The following is a 16,010-nucleotide window of genomic DNA, read 5'->3' on the forward strand; positions in this document are numbered from 1 at the left end:
AAGGCCGGGCGGTCCGTCGCGTAAACCCGTCAGACAGCCCTGGCATGTGAGGGCAGGCTTCAGCCTGCCAAATCGGTCTGGTCCTGCAGCCGGGCCAGCGTTTCGTCGCGGCCAAGCGCAGTCATCATGTCGAACACACTGGGGGTGGCGCTCGTTCCGGCCAAGGCGGCGCGCAGCGGTGCCGCGATCTTGCCCAGTCCGACACCGTTTTCCGTGGCAACCTGCTGGGCCGCCTCCTCCAGATCGTCTCGGGTCCAGCTAGCATTCTGCACCGCAGCAGTCAATGATTTCAGCATACCACGGGATACCGTATCCAGGTTGCGCGCCGCCTTCTCCTCGACCGTGACGGGGCGTTCGATCATCGCGAACCGCGCCTGGTCCAGCAGTCCGGGCAGCGTTTTCGCCTTTTCCTTCAATGCGCCTATCGCCGCCAGGATGCGGCTGCGCTGTGTTTCGGTCAGTGCAGGCGCGCCGGTTTCCGACAGGTAATCCTGCAGCGCGGCCAGCACCTGATCGTCGGGCATCCGCCCGATATGGTGGCCGCTGACATGCTCCAGCTTCTTGAAGTCCAGGCGCGCGGGCGCGCGTCCGATCCCCTCCAGCCCGAACCAGTCGCGGGCCTGGGCATCGTCGAACAGCTCGTCGTCGCCATGGCTCCAGCCAAGCCGCGCCAGATAGTTGCGCATGGCCACCGGCGGATAGCCAAGCGCCGCGAATTCGTGCAGCCCCACCGCGCCGTGACGCTTGGACAGCTTCTTGCCGTCCTCTCCGTGGATCAGCGGGATGTGGGCATAGGTCGGGCGCGGCCAGCCCATCGCGTCGATGATCTGGATCTGGCGCGCGGTGTTGGTCAGGTGGTCGTCGCCCCGGATCACGTGGGTCACGCCCATGTCGTGATCGTCCACCACCACGGCCAGCATATAGGTGGGCGTCCCGTCGCTGCGCAGCAGCACCATGTCGTCCAGCTGGTCGTTGGCGACGCGCACCGCGCCCTGCACCTGATCGTCGACCACCGTCTCGCCGTCGCGCGGCGCCTTCAGGCGGATCGCATAGGGGGCGTCGGGCAGGTCGGTCGCATCGCGCCACGGGCTGAGAAAGGGCTGGCGCGGGTTCGCCTCGCGCCAGGCCGCGATCTCATCGGTGGTGGAGAAGCACTTGTAGGCCGTGCCCTGGTCCAGCATCTGGCGGGCGACCTCGGCATGGCGGTCCTTGCGTTCGAACTGGCTGACGGGTTCGCCGTCCCAGTCCAGGCCCAGCCATGTCAGGCCCTTCAGGATCGCCGCAGTCGCCTCGGGGGTTGACCGGGCGCGGTCGGTATCCTCGATCCGCAACAGGAACTTGCCGCCCCGCCCCCGCGCGAACAGCCAGTTGAACAGCGCCGTCCGGGCGCCGCCCACATGCAGATATCCGGTGGGAGAGGGGGCGAAACGGGTAACGATCTGGGTCATGGCGGCCTTCGGGCAGGGTCTGGCGCGGCACGGCGTTAACGCTTTGGTAAGCATCCCCGTGCCATCTTGCGGCCAAGTGATAGTCACCGGGTCGCGAAAGGACAAGGATGTTGCCCCAATCGGGTGCGGTCGCGCCCCCCCTGCCCCAGACCGCATCCCACCCCGTGGCAGCCCCGCGCCCCGCCGCGGCGCTGCGCGCGGGACTATTTCCTTGGGTGCCGGTCTGCCTGTCGGCCGGGATCGGGCTGTGGTTCCTGCATCCGACGCTGTTCGGCGCGGCCCATTGGACGGTGATGGCCTGCCTGCTGGCGTTGTCGCTGACCATCGCCCGCCACGCACCCCTCTGGGCCGACCAAGGCCGGATCGGCTGGCCGCAGGCCGATGCCGTCCATCTGGCCGCGCTGGCGCTGTCCTTCGTGATCGCCGGCACCGGCCTGGTCGCGTTCCGCGCCGCCCATGTCGCTGCCCCGGTCTTGGAATGGCGCTATTACGGCCCGGTCGAGGGGCGGGTGATCCAGATCGACCGGTCTGGGCGCGACCGGATGCGCCTGACGCTGGACGGAGTCGTGCTGCATGACCTGTCGCCCGACCGCACGCCCGCGCGGGTGCGCCTGTCGCTGATGGGCGACGACGCATTGCCGCCGCTGGGCCAACGGGTAATGCTGACCGGGCATCTGGGCCCGCCCCCGGCGCCGTCGTCTCCGGGCAGCTTCGATTTCCGGATGTTCGCATGGTTCGACGGCTTGGGCGCCGTCGGCTATTCACGCACGCCGATCATGGCCGTGGCGCCGCCGCAGGGGGGCGTATGGTGGGCACACCGGGCGCGCATGTCGATCAGCGCCGCGATCCAGGACCGCATCGGCGGACAGGCCGGCGCGGTGGCCTCGGCCCTGATGACCGGCGACCGCTCCGGCATCGCCGAGGGGACGAACGAGGTGATGCGTGCCTCGAACCTCTACCACATCATCTCGATCTCGGGGCTGCACATGGGAATGCTGGCGGCCTTCGTCTATGGCGCGGTGCGCATGGTCCTGGTGGGGGTGCAGGGCGCGGGGATCGGCTTGGCGCGACCGATGCACAAATGGGCGGCCGGCATCGCGCTGGCGGCGGCGGCGGCCTATCTGTGGCTGTCCGGCGGCGGGGTCGCGACCGAACGGTCGTTCATCATGGTCGCCGTCATGCTGGGCGCGATCATCGCCGATAGGCGGGCGATTTCCCTGCGCACGGTCGCCTTGGCCGCGACCATCGTGCTGATCTATTCGCCCGAGGCCGTCGTCAGCGCCGGCTTCCAGATGAGCTTTGCCGCCACCGTGGCCCTGATCCTGGTCTATGGCCCCTGGGCGCGGGTGTCCCCGCGCCTGCCATGGTGGCTGCGCCCGGTGGCGATGCTGATCGTGTCGTCGCTGATCGCCGCCGTGGCGACATCGCCCATTGCCGCGGCGCATTTCAACCGGATGGCGCAATACGGTCTGCTGGCGAACCTGCTGGCGGTGCCGGTCATGGGCACGCTGGTGATGCCCGCGGGCGTCATCGGCGCCCTCCTGGCCCTGGTCGGGCTGGAGGCGCCGGCCCTGTGGGTCATGGGCATCGGCACGGAATGGATGCTGTGGGTTGCGCGATTCGTGGCCGATCTGGGCGGGGCGGTGACCGGTGTGGCCAAGCCGCCCGCCGCCGTGGTGCCGCTGATGGGCTTTGGCGCGGTGCTGGGCATCCTCTGCTGGCGCCCCGCGGCGCGGCGTGGGGTGCTGACGCAGGCAGGCTTCGTGCTGGCGATGACGCTGCTGATCGCCGCCGCCGCGCTGTGGATGACTGCCCGCCGCCCTTTGCTGCTGATCGCGCCGGAGGGCGAGGCCGTGGGCCTGATGACCCCCGAGGGCCGCGCCATCTCGAAACCCTCGGGCGGCGCCTTCGTCGTCTCGACCTGGCTGCAGGAGGACGGCGACATGGCCGACCAGGAAGCCGCCGCCGCCCGCCCGGCCTGGACCGGCGACCGCCGCGACCGGCAGGCGGCGCTGTTCGGCGGCTGGCAGGTCTGGCACCTGACCGGAAAGGGGTCGGGGACCCGCGCCGCCGCCGCCTGTCGTCCCGACCGCATCGTGGTCGCGACCGAACCCGTCGACATCGACGGCAAGCCGCGCTGCCTGCTGCTGGACCCGACACGCCTCCGCCGCAGCGGAGCCGTCGCGATCCGCATGACCGCGGATGGACCGCAGGTTACCACGGGTCAACCGATGCGGCTGTTGCGATAGCACGGGCCCGCGGCCCGGGGCGCGATCGCCGCGCACGGTCGTCCGGACAGGTTCTTACGACCCGCAGGCGACCCCCGCGCCATGCGCAACCGCCGACAGGGTCGTCGTCAGGCCCGCGTCAGTCGCGCGACCAGATGCCGCGTCACCGGGGCCACCACCAGCACCGCCGGAAAGGCCACCGCCCAGCTGGACAGCCAGTTCCCCAGCCACAGCCCCGCGACCCCGTCGGACAGACCCACCGCCCGGACCGTGGCGATCCCCGACACCAGCGACGACATCAGCCCCGACAGGAAGAAGCCGAACAGGATCGGAGCATACCGCGCGGGTATCATCCGGCAATCGTTCCGAAACGCATCCCCGCCCCTCGCTCAGGCCAGCTCGGCAAAGACCTTGCCCAAGGCCTTGTCCAGCTTCTCGAACATCTCGTCCATCTGCGCTGGCGTCAGGATGAAGGGCGGGCACAGCACGATCGACTGCCCCAGGGGGCGACAGATCAGGCCCATGTCGGTGCAGGTGTTGGCAATCCGCTCGCTGACCGACAGATGCCCCTCGAAGGGCGTCTTGGTCGCCTTGTCGCGCACCGCCTCCAGCGCCCACATGAAGCCCACGCCGCGATATTCGCCGATGTTCGGGTTCTGCGCCAGCTGCCGCAGCCCGTCCTCGAAGCGCGGGGCCAAGTCGATGACGTTCTGCGCCAGCCCCTCGTTCATCACCACGTCGATGGCCTTCAACGCGATCGCGCAGCCGACCGGGTGGCCCGACGCGGTGAAGCCGTGCGGGAACTCCTCGATCTTGTCGATGGCGGCCTGCAGGCGGTCGGTCAGTTCCGGCCCCAGGATCACCGCGCCCATCGGGAACAGCCCCGCCGTCAGGTTCTTGGAGCTGATGATCGCGTCGGGGACGAAATCATAGGTCACAGACCCCCAGGTGTTGCCCGTCCGTCCGAACCCGGTGATCACCTCGTCCGCGATCATCGGGATGCCGTGCTTTTTCAGCACCGGCAGGATTGCCTGGAAATACCCCTCGGACGGCGGAATAACCCCACCCGCACCCTGCACGGGTTCCGCGAAAAAGCCCGCGATGGTGTCCGCGCCCTCGCGCTGGATCGTCTCGTCCAGCTCGCGCGCCAGGCGCTGCGTGAACGCCGCCTCGGTCTCTCCCTCCTCTCCGAACCGCCAGTAATGCGGGCAGGTCAGATGGATGAAGCCCGGCAGAGGCAGGCCGAACACCTCGTTATAGGGCTTGCCCGTCATGCTGGCCGATACGGCAGTCACGCCGTGATAGGCGTTCCAGCGCGTCAGGATCTTGCGCTTTTGCGGATTGCCCTCGCTGGCATGCATGAACCACAGCATCTTGACCATGGTGTCGTTCGCCTCGGAGCCGGAGTTCGTGTAGAACACCTTGCCACGCGAAAACGGCGAAACCTCGACCAGCTTCTCCGACAGCATCACGGTCTGGTCGGACATCCGCCCGAAGAAGGCGTGATAGCCCGGAAAGCGGTCGTACTGATCCTTGGCGGCCTGGGCCAGGCCCTTGTGGTCAAAGCCTGCGACCATGTTCCACAGGCCCGAATTGGCGTCCAGATAGCGGTTGCCGTTCACGTCGACGACATAGGGGCCCTCGCCATGGGTCAGGACGACGGCGCCGCGCTTGTGGACGCTTGGCAGGTCGGTGAAGCCGTACAGCGAGTATTCGTCGGCGCGTGCTTCCCAGCTTTGCGGGGTGGTCATGGTCGGTCTCCTTGCCGGATCTTGGGGGCAGGCTAGCCGGGCGCCGGGCGGCGTTCAATGGGGGACGCTTGTGCAGATCGTGCAACCGGGGCACAGTTCGCCCGAACCGCCGGAGGAGCCCCCATGAGACACCTGATGCTGGCCGCTGCCGCCACCCTGGCCTGCGCCGCCCCCGCCCTGTCCGAAAACCGCATCGACCTGATCCGCCCCGACGCGCCGGAACTGGCCGCGCGCGGCCCGCATCCGGTCGGCGTGCGCGCCGCCAGCTTCACCGACCCGGACCGCATCGACGTGATCGCGACCACCGCCACGGGCACGCCCCCCACCGCGGAACGCACCCTGCAGGCAGAGATCTGGTATCCCGCCGCCGACGGCACCGAACCCGGCATCACCTATGACACGATCCTGCGCGACGGGGTCACGCCCACCTCCCTGACCGGCAGCGCCGCCCGCGACGCGGCACCGGCCGAGGGGTCGTTCCCGCTGGTCATCCTGTCGCACGGCTATCCCGGCAACCGCTATCTGATGAGCCACCTGGCCGAGAACCTGGCCTCCAAAGGATACGTCGTGGTCGCCGCAGACCATCCCGACAGCACGTACGACGACATGGGGGCGTTTGCCTCGACCCTGGTGAACCGGGCGGTGGACCAGCGGTTCCTGCTGGACAGCATGGCCGGGCTTGAGGACGAGATCGGCGCGATCACCGATGCCGACACGGCGGCCGTCGTGGGTTATTCCATGGGCGGATATGGCGCGATGATCTTTGGCGGCGCGGGCCTGTCGCAGACCGCCATCGACCGGACCGAGCCCGAACGCTTCATCCCGCCGCAGAAGCTGCTGTCCCGGCTGGCCGCGGGCAGCGAGGATCACGCCGCCCTGGTCGATCCGCGCGTTAAGGCCATCGTGGCCATTGCCCCCTGGGGCCGCCAGCACGAGTTCTGGGACGCGGACGGGCTGGCCGGCATGACCAAGCCGCTGCTGCTGGTCGCGGGCAGCGATGACGACGTGTCGATCTATGACGCGATCCGGCAGATCTTCGACCAGACGACCGCGGCGACACGGCACCTTCTGACCTTCGATCATGCCAACCACAACGCCGCCGCCCCGATCCCCGCCCCGGTCGAGGCCTGGGCCTTCTCGGAATCCCTGGGCCGCGCGCCCTTCGACCATTATGCCGATCCGGTCTGGGACAGCGTGCGGATGAACAACGTCCTGCAGCATTTCACCACGGCCTTCCTGGACCAGCACCTGAAGGGAGAGGATCGCGGCGCCTTCCTGGACCTGGTGCCCGATGCCGAGGACGGGGTCTGGACGGTCGATGACGCGGGCACACCCGATGCGACCCACAGCTATTGGCCGGGCTTTCCCGAGCGCAGCGCCAAGGGGCTGATGTTCGAAACCAAGAACGCCGGTCAGTAGGCCGTCAGGGGCGGCGCAGGCCGATCTGGTCCAGCGCCGCCTCCAGCGCCGTCATCGGGCGACGCTCGGCCACCAGCGCGTCGAAGCGCGCGCGCAGGGCGGCCTTTTCGGCGCCCTTGCAGTCGTTCCAGGGCCGCCCCTGCAGCGCCATGTGCAGCACGTAATATCCGATGAAATGCGGACGCTCTCCAGCGTCCATCAGGGCGCGATAGGCCGCGTCCGCCCCCATCGCCCGCAGCGCCGCCGCGTCCGGCACGCCGGCCGCGATCAGCGCCTGCGCGGTGGCGGGGCCGATGTTGCGGATGGTGGTCAGGTCGCTCTCCATCCCGTGCCTTTCCAAAAGCCTGCATTTCCTGTATCGCTGCGCGACCTTCAGGAACAGGCATGACATGACCGCCCATAACCCGGCCGCGAAGAAACTGTTCATCAAGACCTACGGGTGCCAGATGAACGTCTATGACAGCCAGCGCATGGCCGAGGCCATGGGCGCCGAGGGCTATGTCCTGACCGAGGATCAGTCGGACGCCGACATGGTCCTGCTGAACACCTGCCACATCCGCGAGAAGGCGGCCGAAAAGCTGTACAGCGACCTGGGCCGGCTGAAGCCGCTGAAGGCCGCGCGCCCCGACCTGAAGGTCGGTGTCGCGGGCTGCGTGGCCCAGGCCGAGGGGGCCGAGATCATCCGCCGGATGCCGCTGGTCGATCTGGTCGTCGGGCCGCAGACCTATCACCGCCTGCCCGCCATGGTGCGCGGCGAGGCGCCCGCCATCGACACCGATTTCCCCGAGGAAGACAAGTTCGACCACCTGCCCGCCCCCCGCGCGACGCGGCGCGCGCCCGCGGCCTTCCTGACCGTGCAGGAGGGCTGCGACAAGTTCTGCGCCTTCTGCGTGGTGCCCTATACCCGCGGCGCCGAGGTCAGCCGCCCCGCCGAACGCATCCTGGCCGAGGCCCGCGACCTGGTCGGACGCGGGGTGCGCGAGATCACCCTGCTGGGCCAGAACGTCAACGGCTGGCATGGGGGCCCGGGCGGTTTCGGCGCCCTGATCCGCGCCCTGGGCGAGATCGACGGGCTGCTGCGGATCCGCTATACCACCAGCCATCCCAACGACATGGCCGATGACCTGATCGAGGCGCATCGCGACGTGCCCCAGCTGATGCCCTATCTGCACCTGCCCGTGCAGTCGGGCAGCGACCGCATCCTCAAGGCGATGAACCGCAAGCACACCGCGGACCAGTACCTGCGCCTGATCGACCGCATCCGCGCGGCGCGTCCCGACATCCTGCTGACCAGCGACTTCATCGTCGGCTTTCCCGGAGAGACGGACCAGGATCACGCCGACACCCTGCGCCTGATCGAACAGGTGGGCTTCGGCATGGCCTACAGCTTCAAGTATTCGCCGCGTCCGGGCACCCCCGCCTATGACCGCCCCGAGGTCGACGCCACCGTGGCCGACGCCCGCCTGCAGGAGTTGCAGGCCCTGCTGACCCGTCAGCAGCATGCGGTCCAGGACGGCATGATCGGTCGCACCGTCAACGTGCTGTTCGAGAAGGCGGGCCGCGAGGCGGGCCAGATGATCGGCAAGTCCGACTATCTGCATTCCGTCTTCGTCGACACCGACCGCGCCCAGGTCGGTGACCTGCGCCCCGTGCGCATCATCGGCAGCCAGCGCAACTCACTGCACGGCGAACTGGTCGCATAGCCCGGCGGCGGGGCGGCCCGTTCGGGTCTGTGACCGGGTCATCCGCCGGGTCCGGACCAGCCTCCCGCCACATGCGCCATGCGGAACGGCCCCGGACCAAGGTCATGAACCAGGCGGCAGGGCTGTGCCCATGCCGCCACAGTTGTCGGAACGGCAGGATCCGTGATGACGCGGCACTCCTGCATCGCTCCTCCATCGCTGCCAGCGCTGCGCCCCGCACCGCCCGTGACCAGGGCCGGCGCGCTGCTAGGGCCAACGCGCGGCCGTGACAAGCGCCCTGATGGATCCCCGCGGCACGATTGACGGCGTCCCTCTGCTGCTCCGCATCGCGCGGGGTTTGATCAGGATCAAGGCGCCGCCCGCTCCGCACCGCTACGATGGCTTATTCGCAACAGGAGGCGATCATGGCCTACAAGACGATCCTGACAGTCCTCAGCCACCCGTCCCAGGTGCCGCAGCTGGACGATGCCGCGGCGCTTGCCGCGGCGCATGACGCGCATCTGGACATCCTCTGCCTGGGCATCGACCACAGCCAGGCCGGGTACTTCTTTCCCGGCGGCACGTCCTATGGATGGCAGGAGGCGATCGACAGCGCGCTGACCGATGCCAATGCGCTGGACCGCAAGGTGCGCGACCGCATGGCCGCCTCCCATGACCTGCGCTGGTCCTGCGAGGCCGCGGTGACCCAGTCGCTGGGCATCGCATCGCTGGTCGGCCTGCGGGCGCGGTTCTCGGACTTGGCGATCCTGGCCAGCCCCTATGCCAAGGGCCAGCCCGGCGACGCCGAACTGATCACCGAGGCCGCGCTGTTCGAGGGGGCCTGCCCCGTCCTGGTCCTGCCGCAGGGCTGCGAGCCGGTTGCCGCGCCGCGCCGCATCCTGGTCGCCTGGAACCAGTCGGCCGAGGCTCTAGCCGCCATCCGCCGCGCCCTGCCCCTGCTGCGCGCCGCCGAGATGGTCGAGGTGACCTGCATCGATCCGCGCAGCAGCGGGCCGGAACGCTCCGATCCGGGGGGGGCGCTGACGCAGATGCTGACGCGGCACGGCGTCCACGCCCAGATCGCGGTGCTGGCCCGCACCGCCCCCCCGCATCAGCGACGAGATCAACCGCCGCGCGATAGAGGTCGATGCCGACATGGTGGTGATGGGCGCCTATGGCCATTCCCGCCTGCGCGAGGCGATCCTGGGCGGTGCGACGCGCAACATGCTGGAACAGGCGCGTGTGCCGGTCTTCCTGGCGCGTTGAAGACGTACGCCGCCTTGCGGGGATGCGCGCAGGGGGGTGCGGGGGGACGGCCAGTCCCCCCGTCGTCGCGGGACGCAACTCAGACGCCGCGCCGGTTGCCCCACAACAGGACATGCAGCTGCGGCAGCAGACGGGGCCGGAACCAGCCGTCCGCCATCACCTTGTCGACCAGCCACAGCAGCCGGTCCGCGACATCCTGCGCCGCGACGGGCACGTCCGGGTCCACCTCCGGGTTCCCCGGCTGCAGGACCAAATCCAAGTCCGGATACCGCCCCGCCCAATCGCGCGCCCAGACATAATCGGCATCGTCGAAGACGACGATCTTCAGCACCGTCCGCGTGCCCTGCGCCGCCGCCAGACAGGCCTCGAAGGCCGCCGGGTCGGGCGTCTCGCCGCTGGAGGGCGGCTTGGGGCTCAGCACCAGCAGCGTCAGGTCCGCGAACCAGTCGCGCGCCACCGATCCCTGCGTCTCCAGCGCGAAGCCGTAGCCCTCGGCCCGGCCCGTCGCGATCAGCGGCCCAAAATCCTGGATCGCCGGATTGCCGCCGGAAATGGATACCGTCAGCGGCCGCCCGCCCGACAGCGCGCGCACCTGCGCCCAGACCTCGGCGGTCTGCATCGCCGCCCAGCTGTCGCGAAAGGCGCTGTCCACCGCATGCATCGAATCACACCACGAACAGCGGTAATCGCACCCCCCTGCCCGGACGAAGACCGTGGGCTGTCCGATCAGGGCGCCCTCTCCCTGGATGGTGGGGCCAAAGATTTCCGCGATGCGCAGGGGTTTCATGGCCGGTACTCGGCCCAGGTCTTGGGCGTCTCGCTGACCTTGACGGCGCTAGTCTCGGGCCAGAGTGCCCGGCACCAGTCAAAGAAATGCCGCGCCAGGTTCTCGGCGGTCGAGGGCACGTCCAGCACGTCGTTCAGGTGCCGGTGGTCGAACGTCCCGTCGACATAGGCCTTCAGCGCCGCCAGTTCGTGATAATCGCGCACGAAGCCGTCGGCATTCAGATCCGGCGCCGCCAATTCGACCACGACGATATAGTTGTGCCCGTGCAGCCGCGCGCATTGATGATCGGGCGCCAGATGGTCCAGGCGGTGCGACGCGCTGAAATGGAACTCCTTGCTGATGCGGAACATCACGCACCCCCCACGGCATGGGCGGCCACCGCCGCCTGCCAGAAATCGGCATCGTCGTATTCGGTCGGATCGGCCACGCGCGCCAAGTGGAACGCCTCGCGCCGCTCCACGCAGGTGCCGCAGCGTCCGCAATGGCGCGCCCCGCCCTTGTAGCAGGACCAGGTCTGCGCAAAGGGCGTGCCCGCGGCCGCGCCCGCGGTCACGATGTCGGCCTTGGTGCGGTGAACGAAGGGCACGTCCAGCGCGACATCGGCATACCCCTCCAGCGCCGCACGCTGCATGGCAGCGAAGGCGTCCGTGAAACCGGGCCGGCAATCGGGATAGATGAAGTGATCGCCCCCGTGGACCGCGGCCGCCACCGCCGAATCGCCATTGGCCGCAGCGATGCCGAAGGCCACGGTCAGCATGATCGCGTTGCGATTGGGAACCACCGTCACGCGCATCGTCTCTTCGGCGTAATGGCCGTCGGGCACGGCCAGATCGTCGGTCAGCGCCGATCCCGACAGCGCCGCGCCCAGGCCCGACAGGTCGACCAAGTGGAACGGCACGCCCAGCCGCAGGGCGCAGGCGCGGGCAAAATCCAGCTCCTTGCGATGGCGCTGGCCGTAATCAAAGCTGACGATGCGCGACAGGCGCCCTTGGGACGCAAGGACATGGGCAAGCGAGACGGAATCCAGCCCGCCCGAGCAGACAAGTGCAGTATGCATGTTTGAACCCTTGTTTTTGTGACCCGGGTAGGCTGCGACCGGGAAGCTGCCGCTTAGCAGAGCGAGCACACGATGAAAAGCATTGCCCTCAGGCGGTCGCCCCGTCGTCGCCCGTCCCGCCCGATTCGGCGATCAGCCGGGCGTAATCGGTCAGGGTGACGCCACGCTTGCCCACGATCTCGATGATGCCGTCGCGGCGCAGGGCGGTCATCTGGCGGCTGACCGTCTCGATTGTCAGGCCCAGATAGGCGGCCATCGCCTCGCGCGTCAAAGGCAGCTCCAGCACGATGCGGCCCGCCGGGCGGCGCTTCTGCGAGGCCGCCTGCCGCCGCGCGATGATGGCGATGAACGAGGCGATCTTCTCACGTGCCGTCTTGCGGCCCAGAAGCAGCATCCATTCGCGCGCCGCGTCCAGCTCGTCCAGGGTCATCTCAAGCAGGCGGTGTGCCAGATGCGGGATGCGCTGCATCAACTGGTCGAACGGCCCGCGCCGGAAACAGCACAGCACCACCCCCGTCGCGGCGGTGGCGTTGTAGGCGGCCGTGTCGCGCCCCGGCCGGCCCAGGAAATCGCTGGGCAGCAGCAGGCCCACCATCTGGGCACGCCCGTCCTCCAGCGTCCGGGTCAGCGTCGCCACCCCGCTGACGACCGAGGCCACGAAATCCATCCGGTCGCCCTCCCAGACGATCGGCTGGCCGGCCTCGAAGCTGCGATAAAACTTCATCCGTTCCAGCAGGGCCAGCTCGTCGCCCTCGCATTGCGCACAGACGGCGCGATAGCGGATGGGGCAGTCGCCGCAGCGCGCACCGCCTTGCAGGGGGCTTGAGGGTTGAACCTGGCTCGGAACGGGGGGGCGCATGGTGATCCCAGGATAGGCCCATGGGATGCGCGGCGCAACGACAGGCGAACCGAATCGTTCGTCTGCCACCAAGCGCCGGCCGAAGCGACGCTTGGGGTCAGTGCGCCTCGGCCCAGTTCATTCCCTGCCCCGCATCCACGACCAGGGGCACCGACAGGCGCACCGACGGTTCGGGCGCGGCCTCCATGATGGTCCGGGCGCGGGCGATCAGGTCGTCCACCGCATCCTCGCGCACCTCGAAGACCAGTTCGTCATGCACCTGCAGCAGCATCCGCGCGGGCAGGTCGGCGATGGCGTCCGGCATGCGGATCATCGCGCGGCGGATGATGTCGGCCGCAGCCCCTTGGATGGGCGCGTTGATCGCCGCGCGACGCGCGCCCCCGGCGGCAGGCCCCGAGGTATTGATGCCCGGCGTGTTGATGCGCCGCCCGAACAGCGTGGTGACGTAACCGTCCTGCTTCGCGTCCGCGACCGTCTTGTCCATATAGGCGCGGATCTCGGGGAAGCGTTCGAAATAGGTGTCGATGAAGCTCTGCGCCTCGGCCCGCGGGATGCGCAGGTTCCGGGACAGCCCGAACCCCGAGATGCCATAGATCACGCCGAAATTGATCGCCTTGGCCCGCCTGCGGATCATCGGGTCCATCCCCTCGACGGGAACGCTGAACATCTGGCTGGCGGTCATGGCGTGAATGTCGATCCCCTCGCGGAAGGCCTGCTTCAGCGCCGGGATGTCGGCCACATGCGCCAGGATCCGCAGCTCGATCTGGCTATAGTCCAGGGCCACCAGCCTGAACCCCTCGGGCGCGATGAAGGCCTGACGGATGCGGCGGCCCTCCTCGGTGCGGATCGGGATGTTCTGCAGGTTCGGCTCTGTCGAGGACAGCCGCCCCGTCTGCGCGCCGGTGATCGAATAGCTGGTATGGACCCGCCCCGTCTCGGCATTCACATAGGTGGGCAGCGCGTCGGTATAGGTCGATTTCAGCTTGCTGATCTGACGCCAGTCCAGCACCCGCGCGGGCAGGTCGTGGCCTTCGGCGGCCAGATCCTCCAGCACGTCGGCGCTGGTGGAAAACGCCCCGGTCTTGCCCTGTTTGCCGCCGCTCAGTCCCATCTTGTCGAACAGGATCTCGCCCAGCTGCTTGGGGCTGCCGATGTTGAAGCTCTGCCCCGCCAGCCCGTGGATCTCATCCTCCAGCCCGGCCATCTTCTGCGCGAATGCGTTCGACATGCGCTTCAGCACATCGGTGTCGATGCGGACGCCCGCCATCTCCATCTGGGCCAGGACCGGAATCATCGGGCGTTCCAGCGTGTGATAGACGGTCGAGACCTTCTCCACCGGCAGCATCGGCGCGAAATGCTGGAACAGGCGCAGCGTCACGTCGGCATCCTCGGCCGCATAGGGCGCGGCCTTGTCGATGGCGACCTGGCCGAAATGGATCTGGCTCTTGCCTGAACCGATCAGCTCCTTGATTGGAATGCACTTGTGGCCAAGATAGCGTTCGGCCAGCTCGTCCATGCCGTGATTGTGCGTGCCCGCGTTCAGCGCATAGGACATCAGCATCGTGTCGGCGATCGGGGCCATCTGGACCCCGTGGCGGGCCAGCATCTTCCAGTCGTATTTTAGGTTCTGCCCGATCTTCAGGATCGCGGCATCCTCCAGCACCGGCTTCAGCGCGGCCAGGACGGCGGCCGGGTCCAGCTGCCCCGCCACCCGCGCGGACTGGCCGAAACAGATCGTCGCCCCCCGCGACATGGCCCAGGGGGATGTAACACGCCCGCCCCGGCGCGACCGCCAGGCTGATGCCGGCCAGATCGGCCTGCATCTCGTCCAGGCTCGTGGTTTCCGTGTCGATGGCGACCTGCCCCGCCTCGCGGATCGCGGCGATCCAGGTCTCCAGCGCCTCAGGCGCGGTCACCGTCTCATAGAGGCCCATGTCGATGGCGGGCTGGTCGGGGGCCGCGGGCGCCTCGCTGGCGGGGGCGGCCTGCATGGCCGGGGCCTCGGCGCCCAGGGATTCCGCCACGCGGTTCGTCAGCGTGCGGAACTCCATCTCGGACAGGAAGGCCAGCAGGCGGTCGGCATCGGGGGCCTTCACCTCAAGGGACTCCAGCGTCACGTCCAGCGGCGTATCGCAATCCAGCTGCACCAGGCGCTTGCTGATGCGGATCTGGTCTGCATGCTCGATCAGGGTCTGGCGGCGCTTGGGCTGCTTGATCTCCTCGGCGCGCGACAGCAGCGTCTCCAGATCGCCGTATTCCTGGATCAGCAGGGCCCGCGGTCTTGATACCGATGCCCGGCGCGCCCGGCACGTTGTCGACCGCGTCGCCCGCCAGCGCCTGCACGTCCACGACGCGGTCGGGACCGACGCCGAACTTCTCGAAGACCTCGTCGGGGCCGATCAGCTTGTTCTTGATCGGGTCCAGCATGTCGACGCCATCGCCGATCAGCTGCATCAGGTCCTTGTCGCTGCTGATGATCGTGGCCGTGCCGCCGGCATTGCGCGCCGCGCAGGCCATGGCCGCAATGATGTCGTCGGCCTCATAGCCCTCGGTCTCGATGCAGGCGATGTTGAAGGCGCGGGTCGCGTCGCGGGTCAGCGGGAATTGCGGGTGCAGATCCTCGGGCGGTTCGGGGCGCTGCGCCTTGTAGGCGGGATAGATCTCGTTGCGGAAGGTCTTGGAGGAATGATCGAAGATCACCGCCGCGTGGGTCGGCGCGGTATGCCCGTCATCGGTCTGCACATAGCGCCACAGCATGTTGCAGAACCCCGCGACCGCGCCCACCGGCAGCCCGTCCGACTTGCGCGTCAGCGGCGGCAGCGCGTGATAGGCGCGGAAGATGAAGGCCGATCCGTCGATCAGATGCAGATGACAGCCCTTGCCGAAACGCTCGCCCATGATCACCTATCCTTGCTGGTCAGGGCCGCCTTGTGCCACGACCGGGACCGATCTTCCAGCGCGATGCCCCCAGGAAACCGTCATGCCCAAGATGCGCCGCAAATCCGACCTGCCGACCAAGATCTGCGCGGCCTGCGGCCTGCCCTTCGCGTGGCGCAAGAAATGGGAACGCGATTGGGACAATGTCCGCTACTGCTCGGACCGCTGCCGGGGCAAGGGCAACGCCCGCGGAGAGGCGCCGGGCGGCAAGGCCGCCTCGGTTTGACGACCCCCTCGATGGGGGCGGCAAACCGACGCGGGTCGGGACGATCCTCAGCGGGTCAGTGGTCGCCGTGGGCGTGATCGCGGTCGATCACGAAGCGCTTGTCGCAATAACCGCAATCGACAAACCCCATGTCCGGGCTGATCGCCAGCCAGACGCGCGGATGGCCCAGGCCCGCCGCATCATCGCCGTCGCAGCTGACGCGCCAGCGGGTCACCACCTCGGTCACGGGGGCGGGGCGGGTCGTGGCCTCTGGCCCGGTTTCGGTCGACAGGGGGGTCTCGGGCGTCACGTGCTGCGTCATGGCTGGCCTTCTTGTGGCGGCGTGCATCATCTGGTCTAACCCCATTAGC

Annotated in this window: 13 protein-coding genes and 2 pseudogenes; 5 read left to right on the forward strand and 10 right to left on the reverse strand. The window is 68.6% G+C overall.

The features are described from left to right. Positions 1-59: 59 nt before the first annotated feature. Positions 60-1,448, reverse strand: a complete 1,389-nt coding sequence (gene gltX, locus F1642_RS12380; protein WP_194886364.1) for a glutamate--tRNA ligase — start codon at positions 1,446-1,448, stop codon at positions 60-62. 107 nt (positions 1,449-1,555) lie between these two features. Between gltX and F1642_RS12385 the strand changes: the two genes are divergently transcribed. Next, positions 1,556-3,697 (forward strand): ComEC/Rec2 family competence protein, encoded by a 2,142-nt coding sequence (locus F1642_RS12385; protein ID WP_194886365.1) that lies wholly within the window; start codon positions 1,556-1,558, stop codon positions 3,695-3,697. Positions 3,698-3,804: 107 nt separating this feature from the next. Here F1642_RS12385 and F1642_RS12390 read toward each other — a convergent pair whose 3' ends face one another. Then, the gene (locus F1642_RS12390; protein WP_046000050.1) at positions 3,805-4,029 is read right to left on the reverse strand and encodes a DUF2798 domain-containing protein; all 225 of its coding nucleotides are present in this window, start codon (positions 4,027-4,029) and stop codon (positions 3,805-3,807) included. Between the two features lie 36 nt (positions 4,030-4,065). Continuing rightward, positions 4,066-5,427, reverse strand: a complete 1,362-nt coding sequence (locus F1642_RS12395; protein WP_045981777.1) for an aminotransferase — start codon at positions 5,425-5,427, stop codon at positions 4,066-4,068. A 123-nt stretch (positions 5,428-5,550) separates the two neighbouring features. Here F1642_RS12395 and F1642_RS12400 point away from each other — a divergent pair, with 123 nt between their 5' ends. Then, on the forward strand, positions 5,551-6,846 hold the full coding sequence (locus F1642_RS12400) for an alpha/beta fold hydrolase (RefSeq protein ID WP_194886366.1): 1,296 nt from the start codon (positions 5,551-5,553) through the stop codon (positions 6,844-6,846). 4 nt (positions 6,847-6,850) lie between these two features. Here F1642_RS12400 and F1642_RS12405 read toward each other — a convergent pair whose 3' ends face one another. Next, the gene (locus F1642_RS12405; RefSeq protein WP_045981775.1) at positions 6,851-7,171 is read right to left on the reverse strand and encodes a TfoX/Sxy family protein; all 321 of its coding nucleotides are present in this window, start codon (positions 7,169-7,171) and stop codon (positions 6,851-6,853) included. A 64-nt stretch (positions 7,172-7,235) separates the two neighbouring features. Here F1642_RS12405 and miaB point away from each other — a divergent pair, with 64 nt between their 5' ends. Together miaB and F1642_RS12415 are read left to right on the forward strand one after the other, a co-directional pair. Continuing rightward, entirely contained in the window at positions 7,236-8,549 is a 1,314-nt protein-coding gene (miaB, locus tag F1642_RS12410) for a tRNA (N6-isopentenyl adenosine(37)-C2)-methylthiotransferase MiaB (protein ID WP_194886367.1), read from the forward strand. Between the two features lie 404 nt (positions 8,550-8,953). After that, positions 8,954-9,794, forward strand: a pseudogene (locus F1642_RS12415) (universal stress protein). Positions 9,795-9,873: 79 nt separating this feature from the next. Here the strand turns inward: F1642_RS12415 and queE are convergent. The 5 genes and pseudogenes from queE to polA form a co-directional block, all read right to left on the reverse strand. Beyond that, positions 9,874-10,581, reverse strand: coding sequence for a 7-carboxy-7-deazaguanine synthase QueE (gene queE / locus F1642_RS12420; RefSeq protein ID WP_046000046.1), 708 nt, complete (start codon positions 10,579-10,581; stop codon positions 9,874-9,876). Then, the gene (gene queD / locus F1642_RS12425) at positions 10,578-10,931 is read right to left on the reverse strand and encodes a 6-carboxytetrahydropterin synthase QueD (RefSeq protein ID WP_194886368.1); all 354 of its coding nucleotides are present in this window, start codon (positions 10,929-10,931) and stop codon (positions 10,578-10,580) included. Before queD ends, queE begins: the two co-directional genes overlap by 4 nt. Next, entirely contained in the window at positions 10,931-11,638 is a 708-nt protein-coding gene (gene queC / locus F1642_RS12430) for a 7-cyano-7-deazaguanine synthase QueC (protein WP_194886369.1), read from the reverse strand. The genes queD and queC overlap by 1 nt, the downstream gene beginning before the upstream one ends. A gap of 88 nt (positions 11,639-11,726) precedes the next feature. Then, a complete protein-coding gene (gene fnrL / locus F1642_RS12435) occupies positions 11,727-12,497 on the reverse strand; it encodes a transcriptional regulator FnrL (protein ID WP_194886370.1) in 771 nt (256 codons plus the stop codon). A gap of 97 nt (positions 12,498-12,594) precedes the next feature. After that, positions 12,595-15,395, reverse strand: a pseudogene (polA, locus tag F1642_RS12440) (DNA polymerase I). Between the two features lie 82 nt (positions 15,396-15,477). On the opposite strand from polA, the gene F1642_RS12445 reads away from it, so the two are divergent. Beyond that, positions 15,478-15,660: a DUF2256 domain-containing protein gene (locus tag F1642_RS12445; protein ID WP_046000041.1), complete on the forward strand. Its 183-nt coding sequence runs from the start codon at positions 15,478-15,480 to the stop codon at positions 15,658-15,660. Positions 15,661-15,715: 55 nt separating this feature from the next. Here F1642_RS12445 and F1642_RS12450 read toward each other — a convergent pair whose 3' ends face one another. Next, entirely contained in the window at positions 15,716-15,961 is a 246-nt protein-coding gene (locus F1642_RS12450) for a zinc-finger domain-containing protein (protein ID WP_194886371.1), read from the reverse strand. Positions 15,962-16,010: the final 49 nt, after the last annotated feature.

Source organism: Paracoccus sp. NBH48, assembly GCF_015390265.1.
Taxonomy (GTDB): Bacteria; Pseudomonadota; Alphaproteobacteria; order Rhodobacterales; family Rhodobacteraceae; genus Paracoccus; species Paracoccus marcusii.